The 17941-nt window shown below is 68.5% G+C and carries 16 protein-coding genes; 12 read left to right on the top strand and 4 right to left on the bottom strand.

Annotated features, from left to right (window positions below; all coding sequences use genetic code 11):
- The first annotated feature begins 167 nt into the window (after window positions 1–167).
- The 5 genes from rpsD (at window position 168) to dsbD (ending at window position 5207) form a co-directional block, all read left to right on the top strand.
- Window positions 168–791: a 30S ribosomal protein S4 gene (rpsD, locus tag KZ686_RS02290; RefSeq protein WP_006577444.1), complete on the top strand. Its 624-nt coding sequence runs from the start codon at window positions 168–170 to the stop codon at window positions 789–791.
- A 178-nt stretch (window positions 792–969) separates the two neighbouring features.
- A complete protein-coding gene (locus tag KZ686_RS02285) occupies window positions 970–1950 on the top strand; it encodes a DNA-directed RNA polymerase subunit alpha (protein ID WP_149319741.1) in 981 nt (326 codons plus the stop codon).
- Window positions 1951–2113: 163 nt separating this feature from the next.
- Complete coding sequence (gene rplQ, locus KZ686_RS02280) at window positions 2114–2509, top strand: 50S ribosomal protein L17 (RefSeq protein WP_006577446.1); 396 nt, start codon at window positions 2114–2116, stop codon at window positions 2507–2509.
- A 132-nt stretch (window positions 2510–2641) separates the two neighbouring features.
- Window positions 2642–2983, top strand: coding sequence for a divalent-cation tolerance protein CutA (cutA, locus tag KZ686_RS02275; RefSeq protein ID WP_149319740.1), 342 nt, complete (start codon window positions 2642–2644; stop codon window positions 2981–2983).
- A gap of 316 nt (window positions 2984–3299) precedes the next feature.
- On the top strand, window positions 3300–5207 hold the full coding sequence (gene dsbD, locus KZ686_RS02270) for a protein-disulfide reductase DsbD (protein WP_265633391.1): 1908 nt from the start codon (window positions 3300–3302) through the stop codon (window positions 5205–5207).
- 43 nt (window positions 5208–5250) lie between these two features.
- On the opposite strand, the gene KZ686_RS02265 is transcribed toward dsbD, so the two are convergent.
- The 3 genes from KZ686_RS02265 to yihA all read right to left on the bottom strand — a co-directional run bounded on the left by KZ686_RS02265 (window position 5251) and on the right by yihA (window position 8665).
- The gene (locus KZ686_RS02265; RefSeq protein ID WP_265632942.1) at window positions 5251–6573 is read right to left on the bottom strand and encodes a magnesium transporter CorA family protein; all 1323 of its coding nucleotides are present in this window, start codon (window positions 6571–6573) and stop codon (window positions 5251–5253) included.
- 10 nt (window positions 6574–6583) lie between these two features.
- A complete protein-coding gene (gene hemB, locus KZ686_RS02260; protein ID WP_150082627.1) occupies window positions 6584–7576 on the bottom strand; it encodes a porphobilinogen synthase in 993 nt (330 codons plus the stop codon).
- Between the two features lie 297 nt (window positions 7577–7873).
- Window positions 7874–8665, bottom strand: coding sequence for a ribosome biogenesis GTP-binding protein YihA/YsxC (gene yihA, locus KZ686_RS02255; RefSeq protein WP_265632941.1), 792 nt, complete (start codon window positions 8663–8665; stop codon window positions 7874–7876).
- 280 nt (window positions 8666–8945) lie between these two features.
- Between yihA and KZ686_RS02250 the strand changes: the two genes are divergently transcribed.
- The 6 genes from KZ686_RS02250 to msrQ all read left to right on the top strand — a co-directional run bounded on the left by KZ686_RS02250 (window position 8946) and on the right by msrQ (window position 15871).
- On the top strand, window positions 8946–9605 hold the full coding sequence (locus KZ686_RS02250) for a c-type cytochrome (protein WP_149319737.1): 660 nt from the start codon (window positions 8946–8948) through the stop codon (window positions 9603–9605).
- Between the two features lie 147 nt (window positions 9606–9752).
- The gene (locus tag KZ686_RS02245; RefSeq protein WP_265632940.1) at window positions 9753–11969 is read left to right on the top strand and encodes a cytochrome c biogenesis protein ResB; all 2217 of its coding nucleotides are present in this window, start codon (window positions 9753–9755) and stop codon (window positions 11967–11969) included.
- 10 nt (window positions 11970–11979) lie between these two features.
- Window positions 11980–13188, top strand: coding sequence for a c-type cytochrome biogenesis protein CcsB (gene ccsB / locus KZ686_RS02240; RefSeq protein ID WP_223819518.1), 1209 nt, complete (start codon window positions 11980–11982; stop codon window positions 13186–13188).
- Window positions 13189–13349: 161 nt separating this feature from the next.
- Window positions 13350–13811 (top strand): COG4315 family predicted lipoprotein, encoded by a 462-nt coding sequence (locus KZ686_RS02235; protein WP_149319735.1) that lies wholly within the window; start codon window positions 13350–13352, stop codon window positions 13809–13811.
- Between the two features lie 226 nt (window positions 13812–14037).
- Window positions 14038–15042 (top strand): protein-methionine-sulfoxide reductase catalytic subunit MsrP, encoded by a 1005-nt coding sequence (gene msrP / locus KZ686_RS02230; protein ID WP_150082624.1) that lies wholly within the window; start codon window positions 14038–14040, stop codon window positions 15040–15042.
- 52 nt (window positions 15043–15094) lie between these two features.
- Window positions 15095–15871: a protein-methionine-sulfoxide reductase heme-binding subunit MsrQ gene (gene msrQ, locus KZ686_RS02225; protein ID WP_265632939.1), complete on the top strand. Its 777-nt coding sequence runs from the start codon at window positions 15095–15097 to the stop codon at window positions 15869–15871.
- Window positions 15872–15905: 34 nt separating this feature from the next.
- On the opposite strand, the gene lysA is transcribed toward msrQ, so the two are convergent.
- Entirely contained in the window at window positions 15906–17165 is a 1260-nt protein-coding gene (gene lysA / locus KZ686_RS02220; protein WP_226109512.1) for a diaminopimelate decarboxylase, read from the bottom strand.
- A gap of 429 nt (window positions 17166–17594) precedes the next feature.
- Between lysA and cyaY the strand changes: the two genes are divergently transcribed.
- Window positions 17595–17930, top strand: coding sequence for an iron donor protein CyaY (cyaY, locus tag KZ686_RS02215; RefSeq protein WP_265632938.1), 336 nt, complete (start codon window positions 17595–17597; stop codon window positions 17928–17930).
- Window positions 17931–17941: the final 11 nt, after the last annotated feature.

Below are 17941 nucleotides of genomic sequence, written 5' to 3'. Positions count from 1 at the left end.
ACAGATCGTCGGATTCCGTGCGAATTCATTGTGTGGCGCGCAGCCGTTCGGCCGCGCGCGTTGGATAAGCCCACCGTTCGCCGTCACCGTCCCTCAAGGCGGATGCAGCAGGCGGACTCGCGGCGCGTCGATCCTGGCGCCGCGATCGAATCAGTAAGGAAGATAAAGTGGCACGTTATACCGGCCCGAAGGCCAAACTTTCCCGCCGTGAAGGCACCGACCTGTTCCTGAAGAGCGCGCGCCGCTCGCTCGCCGACAAGTGCAAGCTGGACAGCAAGCCGGGCCAGCACGGCCGTACCTCGGGCGCCCGTACCTCCGACTACGGCACCCAGCTGCGTGAAAAGCAGAAGGTCAAGCGCATCTACGGCGTGCTCGAGCGCCAGTTCCGCCGCTACTTTGCCGAGGCCGACCGCCGCAAGGGCAATACCGGCGAAAACCTGCTCCAGCTGCTGGAAACCCGCCTGGACAACGTCGTGTACCGGATGGGCTTCGGTTCGACCCGTGCCGAAGCGCGCCAGCTGGTGTCGCACAAGGCGATCCTGGTCAACGGCCAGACCCTGAACGTGCCGTCGGCGCAGATCAAGGTCGGTGACGTGGTGTCGATCCGCGAGCAGGCCAAGAAGCAGGCTCGTATCGCCGAGTCGCTGTCGCTGGCCGAGCAGTCGGGCTTCCCGAGCTGGGTGGCCGTCGATGCCAAGAAGTTCGAAGGCACGTTCAAGCAAGTGCCGGATCGCGCCGATATCTCGGGCGACATCAACGAGAGCCTGATCGTCGAATTGTATTCGCGTTAATCGCCCGGACCCGTTCGCCTACAACGGCCGCGGCTTGCGATTTCTCGTCGAGCTCCATCTTCAGCCCGGCGCGCTTCGGCGCGCCGGGCTTATTGCCCATCGTACGATGGGTTTTTTCGGGTTCCAGAACTCAGCCTTATCGGTGTAACGAGCCGAGGGTATTGAAAAGGACAACCTAATGCAAACAGCACTCCTCAAGCCAAAAATCATCGCCGTCGAGCCGCTGGGCGATCATCACGCCAAAGTCGTGATGGAGCCGTTCGAGCGCGGCTACGGCCATACGCTCGGTAACGCCCTGCGTCGCGTGCTGCTGTCGTCGATGGTCGGCTATGCCCCGACCGAAGTGACGATCGCTGGGGTGGTCCACGAATATTCCACCATCGACGGCGTGCAGGAAGACGTCGTCAACCTGCTGCTGAACCTGAAGGGCGTCGTCTTCAAGCTGCACAACCGCGACGAAGTCACGGTGTCGCTGCGCAAGGAAGGCGAAGGCGTGGTGACGGCCGCCGATATCGAGCTGCCGCACGATGTCGAGATCATCAATCCCGGCCACGTGATCGCCCATCTGTCGGCCGGCGGCAAGCTGGACATGCAGATCAAGGTCGAACAGGGCCGCGGCTATGTGCCGGGCAACGTTCGCAAGTTCGGCGACGAGTCGAACAAGGTGATCGGCCGCATCGTGCTGGACGCCTCGTTCTCGCCGGTGCGCCGCGTCTCGTACGCGGTCGAGTCGGCCCGTGTCGAGCAGCGTACCGACCTGGACAAGCTGGTGATGAACATCGAAACCGACGGCGTGATCTCGCCCGAGGAAGCGATCCGTCAATCGGCCCGCATCCTGGTCGACCAGCTGTCCGTATTCGCGGCGCTGGAAGGCACCGAGTCGTCGGCGGAAGCCGCTTCGAGCCGCGCGCCGCAGATCGATCCGATCCTGCTGCGTCCGGTCGACGACCTGGAGCTGACGGTGCGCTCGGCCAACTGCCTGAAGGCCGAGAACATCTACTACATCGGCGACCTGATCCAGCGTACCGAGAACGAGCTGCTGAAGACCCCGAACCTGGGTCGCAAGTCGCTTAACGAGATCAAGGAAGTCCTCGCTTCGCGTGGCCTGACGCTCGGCATGAAGCTCGAGAACTGGCCGCCCGCAGGCCTGGAGAAGTAATCTGCGCGGCGGGCGCCAGCCGGCGTCCGCTGCCAGTCCCTGCCGCCCGGCCTGCGATGGCCAGGCGGCGCAAACCGACTACCGGCCCGCGCCGGCGCGCTCCCGACGGGAATGCGCTGGCGATAGAAGAGCTGGTCAAACACTGATCTAGAAAGGAATCATCATGCGTCACCGTCATGGTTTGCGGAAACTGAACCGCACCTCGTCGCACCGTCTCGCGATGCTGCGCAACATGTCCAACTCGCTGTTCCAGCACGAGCTGATCAAGACCACGCTGCCGAAGGCCAAGGAACTGCGCAAGGTCGTCGAGCCGCTGATCACGCTGGCCAAGAAGGACACCGTCGCCAACCGCCGTCTGGCTTTCGCCCGCCTGCGCGACCGCGACATGGTCACCAAGCTGTTCAACGAACTGGGCCCGCGCTACGCCACCCGTCCGGGCGGCTACACCCGCATCCTGAAGTTCGGCTTCCGTCAGGGCGACAACGCGCCGATGGCGCTGGTCGAGCTGGTCGATCGTCCCGAAGTGACCGAGGCCCCGGCCGAGGAAGCTGCGGAGTAAGACCTTCGCCCCTTCGCCGATCCGACGCGGCGGCCGCCACGGGCGCCGCGGATTGGCGAACCGCTTACAATCGAGCCAGGCAATTGCCTGGCTCTTTTGTTTTTGGGCCGGCGTCATGCAGGAGCGATATCGATGGACGCATCGCAGGTATTGGTGGTGATCACCACGCTGCCGGACGAGGACAGTGCCGCCGCGCTGACCCGCGCGCTGCTGGAGGCCCGGGTGGCGGCGTGCGTGAACCGTTTGCCGGCATGCGAGTCGCAGTACTGGTGGCAAGGGGCGGTCGAGACGGCGCGCGAATTGCCGCTGCTGATCAAGACCACGCGGGCGCGCTACGACGCGCTCGAAGCCGTCATCCGCCAGCACCATCCCTACGATGTGCCCGAGATCGTCGCGCTGCCGGTCGCAGCGGGCCTGCCGGCCTATCTCGACTGGGTACGCGAGCAGACGGCGGGGCCGGACGGCGGCGCGTGAGCCGGCCGCAGGACAGGTCAGGGAAAGACGCGGCGGGACGCGGCCGAACGTAGAGAGATAGGGCAACCGTATAGCGCAACCGCATGGCGCAACCGCATGGCGCAACGACCTGGCGCTGCGGCATAGCGCACACGCAAAGCGCAACGACACAGCGCAACGACATAACGAATAACAGCAGGAACCGACGATGGGCAGCAGCTTGGGGGCGATGGACATGGTCACGGGGCAGGGCGCTCAGCGCTCGCAGCATTCGCAGGGCCTGCGAAGCTGGCAAGGCTGGCAAGCCTGGCAAACGCTGGCCGCAATCGCCCTGGCGATGCTTGCCGTTTGCCTGTGCCTCGGCGCCGGCCCGGCCCGCGCGGCAGACCAGGACGACTTCCTGCCGCCGGAGCAGGCCTTCCGCTTCGCCGCCCGCACCATCGATGCGCGCACCGTCGAGGTCCGCTTCGATGTCGCGCCGGGCTACTACCTCTACCGCGAACGCTTCGCCTTCGCCGCGCAACCGGCGCAGGTCAAGCTCGGCGCGCCCGACCTGCCCGCCGGCAAGGTCAAGTTCGACGAGACCTTCGGCAAGGAGATGGAGACCTACCGCGACACGGTGACGATCCGCGTGCCGGTCGAGTCCGCGCCGGCCGACGGCAAATGGACGCTGATCGTGACCTCGCAGGGCTGCGCCGACAAGGGCCTGTGCTATCCGCCGATGGAGAGCGTGTACGAGGTTGGCGGCGCCGGCATCGGCGCGCTGCTCGGCGGCCGCTCCAATGCTACGCCGGCCAACGCGACATCAACCAACGCGACGCCGGCCAACGCCACATCAACCAACGCCACCTCCGCCATCGCCGCCGCCACGCCGCTGCCCGCCGGCACCGGAACCCGCAGCGCCGCCGCGCAGGCCGACCCCGGCAAGGCCATCGACGACAGCGGCCGCATCGCCGCGACGCTCGCCGGCGGCCACCTGCTGACGATCGTCGCGCTGTTCTTCGGCCTCGGCCTGCTGCTGACCTTCACCCCCTGCGTGCTGCCGATGGTGCCGATCCTGTCGTCGATCGTGGTCGGCGAACATCTGCATCGCGGCCGCGCCTTCGTCGTGTCGCTGGCCTATGTGCTCGGCATGGCGGTGGTCTACACCGCGGTCGGCGTCGCCGCCGGGCTGATCGGCGAAGGGCTGGCGGCAACGCTGCAAAAGCCCTGGGTGCTGGCGCTGTTTGCCGCGCTGATGGTCGCGCTGGCCCTGTCGATGTTCGGCCTCTACGAACTGCAGCTGCCGCAGCGCTGGCAGACCCGCCTGACCGACTCCGCCAATCGCCGCCCCGGCGGCCGGATCGCCGGCGCCGCCGCGATGGGCGCGATCTCGGCATTGATCGTCGGTCCCTGCGTGACCGCGCCGCTGGCGGGCGCGCTGGCCTATATCGCGCAAAGCGGCGACGCCTGGACCGGCGGCGCCGCGCTGTTCTCGATGGCGATCGGCATGGGCGTGCCGCTGCTGCTGGTCGGCGTCGGCGCCGGCAACCTGCTGCCGCGCGCGGGCCGCTGGATGGAGGCGACCAAGCGCGTGTTCGGCTTCCTGCTGCTCGGCGTCGCGCTGTGGATGATCGGGCCGGTGCTGCCGGCCTGGCTGTCGATGCTGGGCTGGGCGACGCTGCTGCTGGTCGGCGCGGTGTTCCTGCGCGCCTTCGACGGCCTGGGCGCGGACCCGCATCCGGTGGCGCGGCTGGGCAAGGGGCTCGGCGTGCTGTCCGCGCTGGCGGGCGCGATCCTGCTGGTGGGCCTCGCCTCGGGCAGCCGCAATCCACTGCAGCCGCTGTCGCATCTGGTGGCGGGCGTGCGCGACGGTGCGCCGGCGGCCGAGGCGGTGCGCTTCGAGCGGATCCGCTCGGTGGCCGAGCTCGATGCCCGTATCGCGCAGGCCAGCGCCGCCGGCAAGCCGGTGCTGCTGGACTTCTATGCGGACTGGTGCGTCAGTTGCAAGGAGATGGAGCGCTTCACCTTCAGCGACCCGCGCGTGCAGGCGCGGCTGGCCGACGTGGTAATGCTGCAGGCCGACGTGACCGCCAACAACGCCGACGACAAGGCCCTGCTGAAGCGCTTCGGCCTGTTCGGCCCACCGGGCATCATCCTGTTCGGCGACGACGGGCGCGAGCTGCCGGTGCGGGTGATCGGCTATCAGGCGGCGGGACGCTTCCTGGCGAGCCTGGAACGCGCGTTCGGGCGGGCGGGCGCCTGACGCAAAGCCGGGGCCTAAGCCGTGGCCTGCCCGCGGCCCCGAATCACTCCCGCCACAACCAGCGGCCGACCGCCCACATCGCCGCGATTCCCACCACCACCGCGCCCATCAGCGAGATCGACCACCAGAAGCCGCTGGGCTCCTGCAGCCACGGCATGCGCTCGAAGTTCATGCCGAACACGCCGGTGATCAGCGTCAGCGGCATGAACAGCGCGGTGATCATCGTCAGCATCCGCATGGTGCGGTTGGTCCGGTGCGCGACCGCCGAGAAGTGGATCTGCACCGCGGATTCGATCGAATCCTCGAGGCGCCGCGCATGCGCCAGCACGCGCAGGATGTGTTCCATCACGTCGTTGATGCGCACCAGCAGCACTTCGTCGCGATCGTTGGCAGTGCCGCCGGCCGGGTCGCTGTAGGTGTTGTCGAGCAGGCTGTCGCGGAATTCCTGCAGCGCGTCGCGCTGTTCCTCGCACAGATGTTCCAGCCGGCGCAGCTGGATGCGCGCATCGAGCAGGCCCTCCCAGCTGGAAAAGCCGCTGCGCGCATTGAGCAGCGCACGCTGCCAGCGGTCGAGCTGGCGCGTCAGCGGCGCGCGCAGTTCGAGATAGCGGTCGACCATCGCGTTCAGCAGCCGCAGCATCAGGTCCTCGGGACGCGTCGGCGGACGGATGCCGTGCACCAGCGCCGTGCTGCCATTGGTGCGGACCTCGGGCCGAGGCCCGCGTGTCAGCTCGAGCAGCCGCTGGCGGACCTGCTCGATCGTGCGCGACTGCCCGGGCCGCACGGTGGCCAGCACGTGGTCGAACACGAAGAACGTCACCGGCTGCGTGTCGATGCGGGCGAGCGCGGGCAGGAAGCCGGGCGGATGGCGGCGCGGCTTTGTTGCCGGGGCCGAGGCGCCGGAGGGACCGGCGGTGCCCGCCGCCCCCGTCGCCGCCGACGTCCCCGATGCCCGCGCCGCGGTGTCCGCTCCGCCGTTGTGCGGCGCGCGACTGTTGCCGGCACCGGCGCTGGCGTCGCTCGCAGTGCCGCCCGCCGCCGCCGGCCCCTCGCTGCCGGCCTCGGCAATCAGCCGGCTGGTCTCGAACGTCAGCTTGCGGAAGATCACCATGTCGTAGGCATGCGTCGTATCGAAGAACGACGGATGCGCGGCATTGGTGGCGTCGGCCAGATGCAGGTCCAGCACCGGTGCGCCGGTCAGCGTCTGCAGGTTGTCGCGCCAGGCCGACGGCGCCGCGCTGACTTCGGGGAGCGTGCAGTCGACCCAGACGAAGCGCGGCGCGGCCTGTTCGGCGAGAAAGGCGCGCGCGGCCTCGAGCGAATCGAGCGGATGGACCTGGCTGGCGGAAAAACCGAGCAGCTGCATGCGCGAGGGATCAGCGCGCCAGCAGGCGGGCGGCGTCGAGCGCGAAATAGGTCAGGATGCCGTCGGCACCGGCGCGGCGGAACGCCAGCAGCGATTCCATCATGACCTTGTCGTGGTCGAGCCAGCCGTTCTGCGCGGCCGCCTTCAGCATCGCGTACTCGCCGCTGACCTGGTAGACGTAGGTCGGGAAGCGGAACTCGTCCTTGACACGCCGGACGATGTCCAGATACGGCATGCCGGGCTTGACCATCACCATGTCGGCGCCTTCCATGATGTCCTGCGCGACTTCGCGCAGCGCCTCGTCGGTGTTGGCCGGATCCATCTGGTAGGTCATCTTGTTGCCCTTGCCCAGATTGGCGGCCGAGCCCACCGCGTCGCGGAAGGGGCCATAGAACGCCGACGCGTACTTGGCCGAGTACGCCATGATGCGGGTGTGGATGTGGCCGGCATCCTCGAGCGCATTGCGCACGGCACCGATGCGGCCGTCCATCATGTCCGACGGCGCGACGATGTCGACGCCGGCCGCGGCCTGCGTCAGCGCCTGGCGCACCAGGATCTCGACGGTCTCCTCGTTCAGCACGTAGCCGTCGGCATCGAGCACGCCGTCCTGGCCGTGGCTGGTGTACGGGTCGAGCGCGACGTCGGTCAGCACGCCCAGTTCGGGGAAGCGGTCCTTCAGCGCGCGCACCGCGCGCGGGATCAGTCCGTCGTCGCGGGTCGCCTCGATGCCGTCGGGCGTCTTCAGCGAGGGATCGATGACCGGGAACAGCGCGATCACCGGGATGCCCAGCTGCACGCATTGCTCGGCCACCGGCAGCAGCAGGTCCACCGACACGCGCTCGACGCCCGGCATCGAGGCGACGGTCTGGCGCTGGCCCTGTCCGTCGAGCACGAACACGGGGTAGATCAGGTTGTCCGGCGACAGGCGGTGCTCGCGCATCAGCCGGCGCGAGAAGTCGTCACGGCGCATGCGGCGGGGGCGGAATTCGGGGAAGGTCGACATGGTGGGATCGTCAGTCAGGGGGACGGCGGAGCGCGGCGGGCCACGATACCTGGGCGATCGCAGCGTCACGGCGAAGGGACCGGATGTGGCAGGGGCTTGGCCTGCCGGGCGGCGGCGTCCCGCGTCCAATAAAAAACTAAACTTTTGTGCGTGCCCGCTATCATACTCGCGGACCCTTTGCGTTGCGCCGCGTGCGTGGCGCGAGGTCCCCCGCTACTCCTCCCTGAGCGGGTACCCGCCTCGCGGCGGGAATATTCCCCCCCGTTGCTTGCAGCGGGGTTTTTTTTGCGCGCTCGCTTACGACGGGGTGCCGTCGCCGCCCGGCTTGCGGTCCGACTTGGCGGAACGCGTGCCGTCCGGCACGTCGTCGCCGGCGGCCTCCGGCGCTGCATCGTCCGTCGGCGATGCAGCGGCCGCCGGTGCATCGTCGGTCGCCGGCGCCGCGGCAGGCTGCGCCTCGGGCAGCCCCAGCCATCCGGCGATATGGCGCTGCGCCTCCTCGATGCCGCGGCGCTTCAGGCTCGAGAACAACTGCGCGGTCAGCAGGGGGGGGTTCTCCAGCTGGGCCGCATAGTCGGCCAGCACGCGGCGCGTCTCGCGCAGCGCCAGCGCATTCTCGCTGCTGGTCAACTTGTCCGCCTTGGTCAGCAGCACGTGGATCGGCTTGCCGGTGGGCAGAAACCACTCGACCATCTGGCAATCGAGATCGGTGAAGGGCCGGCGCGCATCCATCATGATCACCAGCCCGGCCAGCTGCTGCCGGGCCTGCACGTAGTCGCTCAGCAGCGATTGCCAGTGGTACTTGGCCGAGCCCGACACCTGTGCGTAGCCGTAGCCCGGCAGGTCGACCAGGAAGGCCAGCGGATCGGGTGCCTTGACCGGCGCCACCGCAAAGAAATTGATGTGCTGCGTGCGGCCGGGGGTCTTGGACGAGAACGCCAGCCGCTTCTGGTTGCACAGCACGTTGATGGCGGTCGACTTGCCCGCATTGGACCGTCCGGCAAAGGCGACCTCGGGCACGGCGGTGGCCGGCAGGTCGCGCAGATGGTTGACGGTGGTGAAGAAGCGGGCCTGGTGTAGGAGAGACATGAGGGAGAGGCAGGGTCGGGGAAGCCCGCGCGGGAGTGCGCCAAGCGTCTATCCGAGAAGCGATTTATTGTACAATACCGCGGTTAACGGCCTCCCGGCCGGGTGGCGTTCGACGTTCTTTTGGCCTTGTTGGCGGCCGGCATGACCTGATATTGCCGGCCGGCAGTGGTCTGCCAACGGGTCTGTCCCGTCTTTTCGCCCCAATGCGCGTCCTCACCGCAGGCCGGAGGCTGACCGGCACGCGATAGCGAATTCAAAACAATTCAGACAAGGTGTGCGAATGAATGGCATTGCGAAACTTGTGGCTGTCGTAGCACTGGCCTTGCCGGCAACGGCCTTCACGGGTCTGGCCTCGGCCGCCGAGCAAGCCGCCGTCAAGGCGGACCCGGCCAAGGGCGAGACCCTCTACACGCAGGGCGCGCCGGATCGCAATGTTCCCGCCTGTCTGAGCTGCCACGGCGCCAACGGCAACAGCGGCGCCGCGGTCAATCCGAAGCTGGCCGCGCAGCATCCCGAATACAGCGACAAGCAGCTGGCCGACTTCAAGGCCAAGGTGCGCAACAACCCGATCATGACGCCGATCGCCTCGCAGCTGACCGCCCAGGAAATGCGCGACGTCGGCGCCTACCTGGCCCGCCAGACGCTCAAGCCCGCCAGCGCGAAGAACAAGGACACGATCGAGCTGGGCCAGAAGATCTACCGCGCCGGCATCGCCAACAAGGGCGTTCCCGCCTGCGCGGCCTGCCATGGGCCGGCCGGCGCCGGCATCCCGGCGCAGTATCCGCGCATCGGCGGCCAGTTCTCCGAGTACACCGAGGCCCAGCTGGTGGCCTTCCGCCAGGGCGGCCGCAAGAACAACGCGGTGATGGCCGAGGTCGCGGCGCGGATGTCCGATGCCGAGATCAAGGCGGTGGCGGACTACGTCGCCGGCCTGCGCTAAGCTCACCGGTAGCCCCGGGCCGGCCGGCCCTCGCCGGCGCGGTGCGGGGGCGCAACCAACCGGACCGAAGATAATCGAAGAGGGTGGCCCGCGTCAGCGCGCCTCCCTCTTTGTCTTTTGCGCCCCGCGCCTTCAGCCTTTCCTGCCATGCCGACCGCTTCCACTTCGGGCCTGCGCCTGAAGACCCCCCACCGCCTGCTGCGCGATACCGTCGAGCTGGTCTCGTCGATGCGCTTTGCGATCGCGCTGCTGTCGGTGATCGCGATCGCCAGCGTGATCGGCACCGTGCTCAAGCAGAACGAGCCGTACGCCAACTACGTGAACCAGTTCGGCCCGTTCTGGGCCGAGCTGTTCCACGCGCTATCGCTGCAGAAGGTCTACGGCTCGTGGTGGTTCCTGCTGATCCTGGCCTTCCTGGTGGTGTCGACCTCGCTGTGCCTGGTCCGCAATGCGCCGAAGATGGTGGCCGACATGCGCTCGTGGAAGGACCATGTGCGCGAGCGCAGCCTGCGCGCCTTCCACCACCGCGTCGAGTTCGATGCCGCGCCGTCGCGCGCCGGCGCGGTGCAGCGCCTGGGCGCGCTGCTGGCCAACCGTGGCTATCGCGTGCGCCAGGTCGAGCACGACGGCGCCACGCTGCTGGCGGCCAAGGCCGGCGCGGCCAACAAGCTCGGCTATATCCTCGCGCACGCGGCGATCGTGGTGATCTGCATCGGCGGGCTGCTCGATGGCGACATGCTGATCCGCGCGCAGATGTGGTTCGGCGGCAAGACGCCGATCCGCGGCAACGCGGTGATCAACGAGATTCCGCCGCAGCACCGGCTCTCCAGCAGCAACCCGGGCTTTCGCGGCAACGCCTTCGTACCCGAGGGCGCGACCGTGTCGACCGCGATCCTGAACGTTGCCGACGGCGCGCTGGTGCAGGACCTGCCGTTCACGCTGACGCTGAAGAAATTCATCATCGAGCATTACTCGACCGGCATGCCGAAGCTGTTCGCCTCGGACGTGGTCGTCACGGACCGCGCCACCGGCAAGCAGACCGCCGCCACCATCAAGGTCAACGAGCCGCTGATCGTCGACGGCATCGCGATCTACCAGTCCAGCTTCGAGGACGGCGGCTCGCGGCTCAAGTTCGTCGGCTATCCGATGCAGGGCAGCTCGGCGAAGTCCTTCCCGTTTGCCGGCACGGTCGGCAACAGCGCGCCGCTGCAGGGCACCGGCACCGCGGTCGATGCGCAGGGGCTGGCGGTCGAGTTCAGCGACTTCCGGCTGATGAACATCGAGAACGTGACCGATGCCTCGGGCAAGGCCGATGCGCGCGGCGTGGCGACGCGCCCGCTGAACGAGCGCATCGAGGCGCGCCTGGGCGCGGCCGCCAATCCCGAGCGCGAGAAGCAGCTGCGCAATGTCGGCCCATCGGTGCAGTACAAGCTGCGCGACCGCAACGGCCAGGCACGTGAATTCCACAACTACATGGTGCCGGTCCAGCTCGACGGCCAGTCGGTGTTCCTCGCCGGCACGCGCGATACGCCGAACGAGCCGTTCCGCTATCTGCGCATTCCGGCCGACGAGCAGGGCAGCGTGGCCGACTGGATGCGGCTGCGCGCGGCGCTGCAGGACAGCGCACTGCGCGGCGAGGCCGCCCGCCGTTTCGCGCTGGCGTCGATGCCGGGCGACGACAAGGCCGAGGTGCGGGCGCAGTTGGCCGAGAGCGCGCGACGCGCACTGGACCTGTTCGCCGGCGCGGCGCGGCACGATGCCGATGCGCCGCCGGGCGGCTTCGCCGCGATCGCGGCCTTCCTCGAGCGCTCGGTGCCGCAGGCCGAACAGCAGAAGGCCGCCGAGGTGCTGCTGAAGATCCTGAACGGCTCGATGTGGGAGCTGTGGCAGCTCGCGCGCGAACGCGCCGACCTGCCGGTGGTCGCCAACAGCGCCCAGAGCGGTGCCTTCCTGCAGCAGGCGATCAACGCGCTGTCGGACAGTTTCTTCTACGTCGCGCCGGTGTTCCTGCAGCTGGACGACTTCCAGGAGGTCAAGGCCAGCGTGTTCCAGATGACCCGTGCGCCTGGCAAGAACATCGTGTATCTTGGCTGCCTGCTGCTGGTGCTGGGCGTGTTCGCGATGCTCTATATCCGCGAGCGCCGCGTGTGGGTCTGGGTCAAGGATGCGCAGCCGAATGCGGCCCAGGATGCCGCGCCGGACGATGGCGCGCCACGCGCCGCCGGCAGCCACGTGCTGATGGCAATGTCGACCCAGCGTCGCACCCTGGACTTCGAGAAGGAATTCGCCGCGCTGCGCGAGGACGTGCAGCGTGCCGCGGCGGCAGCGCAGGACGCGCCGCCCACGGCGCCGGCGACACGGTAGGGATTTCGTCATGTCTTCCAATTCTTCCAAGCTGCACGCCCCCGCCAACCCCACGGCGAACGAAGGGCACGCCCCGGCGGCAGTGGACACCTCATACCTGGAGCCCTCGTTCCTGGGCCGGCTGTCGTGGCTGGACTGGCTCTACGCGCTGTTGCTCGTGGTCGGCGCCGGCATCGGCCTGGCCCGCTACGGCCAGTGGATGGACGGCTACGACAAGGCGGTGCTGATCGGCGCCGTGCCGACCTTCGCGCTGCTGGGCTGGCACTGGAAGCCGGTGCGCGCGCTGATGGCGGGCCTGGCCGTGCTGGCGCTGCTGGCCGTGCAGCTCTACCACGGTGAACTGGCGCGCGCCGAGCAAGCCTTCCTGCTCAAGTACCTGCTGTCGAGCCAGTCGGCCATCCTGTGGATGTGCGCGCTGGTGTTCCTGTCGACGCTGTTCTACTGGGGCGGCCTGCTGGCGCGCTCGCAGACCGGCTACGGCATCGGCCACAAGCTGGCCTGGGCGGCGGTGGTGCTGGGCTTTACCGGCATGCTGGTGCGCTGGTACGAGTCCTACCTGATCGGCCCCGATATCGGCCATATCCCGGTGTCGAACCTGTACGAAGTGTTCGTGCTGTTCGTGCTGATCACCACGCTGTTCCACCTGTACTACGAGGGCCGCTACCGCACCGGCGCGCTGGGCCCGTTCGTGATGCTGGTGGTGTCGGCGGCCGTCGGCTTCCTGCTGTGGTACACGGTCAGCCGCGATGCGCACGAGATCCAGCCGCTGGTGCCGGCGCTGCAGAGCTGGTGGATGAAGATCCATGTGCCGGCCAATTTCATCGGCTACGGCACCTTCGCGCTGGCCGCGATGGTCGCGGTGGCCTACCTGCTGAAGCAGCGCGGCATCCTGGCCGAGCGCCTGCCCGCGCTGGAGCTGCTCGACGACGTGATGTACAAGGCGATCGCGGTCGGCTTCGCCTTCTTCACCATCGCCACCATCCTGGGCGCGCTGTGGGCGGCGGAGGCCTGGGGCGGCTACTGGAGCTGGGACCCGAAGGAAACGTGGGCGCTGATCGTCTGGCTGAACTACGCCGCCTGGCTGCACATGCGCCTGATCAAGGGCCTGCGCGGCGCGATGGCGGCGTGGTGGGCGCTGATCGGGCTGTTGATCACCACCTTCGCTTTCCTTGGCGTCAACATGTTCCTGTCCGGGCTGCACAGCTACGGCGAATTGTGATCGTTGTGATCTGAAGCGCGCTTTTACTGCGTGGAAGCGAGGAAACCTGCCCTTTCGGGCAGGTTTTTTTGATTGGAAAGGGAATAAAGCGGCGCCTGAGGGTGTTTACTGGGAAACACGGCGCCGGTGGGCGGCGCCGACCTTTCCTGGAGACAGACATCATGGCCCTCTCGCGCCTTACCGCTTCCGGTCGTCTTGCCCTTCCCCTCACCGTCGCCGCCGCCATCCTGCTGACCGCCTGTTCCGGCATGGGCATGGGCTCGGGCAGCAGCAGTGCCAGCGCCAGCAGCTCGGCCAGCACCAGCGGCAACATGCCGCCGACCGTCAAGGTCAGCAACGGCGTGCTGACCGACCCGCAAGGCCTGACGCTGTACACCTTCGACCGCGATACCGCGGGCAGCGGCAAGAGCGTCTGCAACGGGCAATGCGCGGTCAACTGGCCGCCGCTGCTGGCGCAGCCCGGCACCTCGGCCACCGGCCAGTACACGATCATCACGCGCGACGACGGCAGCCGGCAGTGGGCCTATCGCGGCAAGCCGCTGTACCGCTTCGCCAAGGACACCAAGCCGGGCGACCGCACCGGCGACAAGGTGATGAACGTCTGGCACATCGCCACGCCGTGAGGTGCCGTAACGCGGTGCCGTAACGCGGTGCCGTGACCCGGTGACGTGACCCGGTGACGTGACCCGGTGACGTACCGCGGCGACGTAAGGCGGTGCCATAAGCCATCGGCGACGGGCGCCGCGGCCCGCCGCACCAAAGGCCGGCCGGCCGGTCCAAACTGTGCCGGCCCGGCGCGATCCGTGGGACCGCCCGGCGCGCCGGCGCTCCGCCAAGCAAGGAACGACGATGTGGATTCCCTCTCCGAAATGGCTGCGCGGCGACGACATTCCGTCCAGCGAGATCACGCCGCCCGAAGCGTTCGCCGCGCGCCGGCGCTGGCTGGCGATGGTCGCGGCCGGCGCGGCCGGCAGCACGCTGGCACCGTGGGCCGCGCGCCAGGCGCTGGCGCAGCAGCCGGGCCGCGGGCAAAAGCTGCCCGCCACGCCCAATCCCGGCTACGTGGTGACCGACAAGCGCACGCCCTACGAGGACGTCACCACCTACAACAATTTCTATGAGTTCGGCACCGACAAATCGGACCCTTCCCGCAATGCGGGTACGCTGCGGCCGCGTCCGTGGCAGGTCAAGGTCGAAGGGCTGGTGCGGCAACCGAAGACGTATGACATCGACGGCCTGATGCGGATGGCGGCGATGGAGGAACGCGTCTACCGGCTGCGCTGCGTCGAGGGCTGGTCAATGGTGATCCCGTGGGTCGGCTTTCCGCTGGCCGAACTGATCCGGCGCGCCGAACCCCTGGGCAGCGCCAAGTACGTCGAGTTCGTGACGCTCGCCGACAAGAAGCAGATGCCGGGGCTCGGCAGCCCGGTGCTTGACTGGCCGTATCGCGAGGGCCTGCGCCTGGACGAGGCCATGCATCCGCTGACCCTGCTGACCTTCGGCCTGTACGGCGAGGTGCTGCCGAACCAGAACGGCGCGCCGGTGCGCATCGTGGTGCCGTGGAAATACGGCTTCAAGAGCGCGAAGTCGATCGTCGCGATCCGCTTCGTCGACAAGCAGCCGGCCACCAGCTGGAACCTGGCCGCGCCGCAGGAGTACGGCTTCTATTCCAACGTCAATCCGGAAGTCGATCATCCGCGCTGGAGCCAGGCCACCGAGCGCCGCATCGGCGACGACAAGGGCGGCGGCTTCGCGGCGCTGTTCGCGCCCAAGCGCAAGACGCTGCCGTTCAACGGCTATGCGCAGCAGGTCGCCTCGCTGTACCAGGGCATGGATCTGCGCAAGTTCTTCTAGGACGCCAGCCCGCGTCTGCCCAGCCTCCGCCAACGTTCGCCTACGCCGCCGCATGCCTTCCACCGACACGACGCCTGCCGCGCCCCGGGGCGCGACCCATGCCGCCGCGCACGCAGCGTCGCCGACAGGCGCCCGCCGTTCCGCCGCCACGCCCGGCACGCTGCCGCCGGCGCGGCTGCGCGCGCTGAAGACGCTGATCTGGGTACTGGCGCTGCTGCCGTTCGCACGGCTCGTGTACCTGGGCGCGACCGCGCAGTACGGCGCCAATCCGCTGGAATTCGTTACGCGCTCCACCGGCACCTGGACGCTGGTGATGCTGTGCGCGACGCTGGCGGTGACGCCGCTGCGGCGCCTGAGTGGCTGGAACTGGCTGCTGCGGATACGGCGCTTGCTGGGCCTGTTCGCCTTCTTCTACGGCACGCTGCATTTCATGCTGTGGCTCGGCGTGGACCGCGGCTTCGATCTGGCCTATATGGCCAAGGACGTGTTCAAGCGTCCGTTCATCACGATGGGGTTTGCCGCGTTCGTGCTGATGGTGCCGCTGGCCGCGACCTCGACGCATGCGATGGTGCGGCGGCTGGGCGGCCGCCGCTGGCAGGCCCTGCACCGCAGCATCTATGCGATCGCGGTGCTGGCGATCCTGCATTACTGGTGGCACAAGGCCGGCAAGAACGATTTCGGCGAGGTGTCGATCTACGCCGCCGTGGTGGCGGCGCTGCTCGGCGCGCGGCTGTGGTGGTGGTGGCGCGGGACGGCGCGCGCCGCTACCACTGCTGCCGCGCCGAGGGAATCCTCGCGGCAGTCGTCGCCGCAGCAGTCGCGGCAGTAGCCGCGGCAGTAGTCGCGCGGCAGTCGTCGGCGCCTTAGCGCGGCAGCAGCTTCTCGTCGCGGAACAGGTCCTCGACGCGCTCGCGGGCGCGCACCAGGTGCACCGCCTCGCCGTCGACCATCACCTCGGCCGCGCGCGCACGAGTGTTGTAGTTCGAGCTCATCACGAAGCCATAGGCGCCGGCCGACATCACGGCCAGCAGGTCGCCGGGTGCGACCGCCAGCGCGCGATCGCGGCCCAGCCAGTCGCCCGATTCGCACACCGGCCCAACGACGTCATAGGTCACGGCCTCGCCCGCATGCGGCACCACCGGCTCGATGCGGTGGAAGGCCTCGTACATTGCCGGGCGCGCCAGGTCGTTCATCGCCGCATCGACGATGCAGAAGTTCTTGGCCTCGCCGGGCTTGAGGAATTCGACGCGCGTCAGCAGCACGCCGGCATTGCCGACCAGCGAACGGCCCGGCTCGAACAGGACCTCCCGATGGCCGTGGCCGCGCTGCGCCACGCGCTCGAGCAGCGTGCGCGCGAAGCCGGTGATATCGGGCGGAGTCTCGTCGTCATAGGTGATGCCCAGCCCGCCGCCGACATCGATATGCGACAGCACGATGCCTTCGCGCTCGAGCGCCTCGATCACGTCGAGCACCTTGTCCAGCGCTTCGATGTAGGGCGAGACCTCGGTGATCTGCGAACCGATATGGCAGTCGATGCCGGTGATCTCCAGGTGCGGCAGCGCGGCGGCCGCGCGGTAGGTCGGCAGCACGTCGTCGAAGGCGATGCCGAACTTGTTGCCCTTGAGTCCGGTGGAGATATACGGATGGGTGCGCGCGTCGACGTCCGGATTGATCCGCAGCGACACGCGCGCGCGCTTGCCGACGCGGCCGGCGACCGCGTTCAGGCGGTCGAGCTCGGGAATCGATTCGACGTTGAAGCACAGCACGTCGTGCGCCAGCGCCAGTTCCATTTCGGCCTCGGACTTGCCCACGCCGGAGAACACGACCTTGCGCGGATCGGCGCCCACCGCCAGCACGCGCTGCAGCTCGCCGCCCGAGACGATGTCGAAGCCCGCGCCAAGCTGCGCGAACACCTGCAGCACGGCCAGATTCGAATTGGCCTTCATCGCGTATTGCACGCGGGCCCGATGGCCCGCGCAGGCGGCGGCGTAGGCCTGGTAGGCGGCGGTCAGCGCCGCGCGCGAATAGACGTAGGTCGGCGTGCCGAACTGCTCGGCGATACGCGCGAGCGGCACCTGTTCGACGGCGAGGGCGCCGTCGCGGCGATGGAAAAATGCGGTCATGTTATCGAGCGGCAGGGGCGGCAGGGGCCGCGGGAGCGGACGCAGGCGCGAAGGACGAAGGCGTGCGGGCCGCCGGCGTGCGCGCGGGCATCGGCGCGGCGTCCGGCTGCGACAGGCCGGGATCGGGGACGCTGGGCTGCACCGGCGCGGGCGGGCGCTGCGGCATCACCAGCGGCCCGCGAATGCCGCATCCGCCGAGCAGGGGCATCGCTAGGCCGGCGGCAAACGCCGCTACAATCGCAACACGACGCAACATCGGGTCGTCCTTGGAAACAGGGGTCGAACGGGAGGCGGACCGGAGCAGCCGGGGCCGGGCAACGGTGCCCGCGGGCACTCGGGTCGCCGCCCGGATCGGCCCGCAGAACAATGCATCAGCCCGGAACGGGTCCCGGCAGGGACCGGCCGCGGCTGGCGGTCTTGGAGTGTAGCATGTCCCTTTTGAGCGAAAGCGAGTTCCTGGCGCTGGCGACCGGCGAGCTGGATCGGCTGGAAAGCGCGATCGAGCAGGCCGCCGATGCGGCCGACGCCGATATCGAAATCAACCGCAGCGGCAATGTGATGGAGCTCGAGTTCGAGGACGGCTCGAAGATCATCATCAACAGCCAGGCGCCGATGCAGGAACTGTGGGTCGCGGCGCGCGCCGGCGGCTTCCATTTCCGCCGCGACGGCGAGCGCTGGGTCGACACGCGCGAGGGCACCGAGCTGTACCAGGCGCTGTCGCGCTACCTGAGCCAGCAGGCCGGGACCACGCTGACGCTGGGCTGATTTTCCGCATA

This window comes from Cupriavidus cauae (genome assembly GCF_026210475.1).
GTDB classification, from domain to species: domain Bacteria; phylum Pseudomonadota; class Gammaproteobacteria; order Burkholderiales; family Burkholderiaceae; genus Cupriavidus; species Cupriavidus cauae.
The sequence above is the reverse complement of the archived record's forward strand: the minus strand, read 5'-3'. Positions and strand labels throughout refer to the sequence as shown.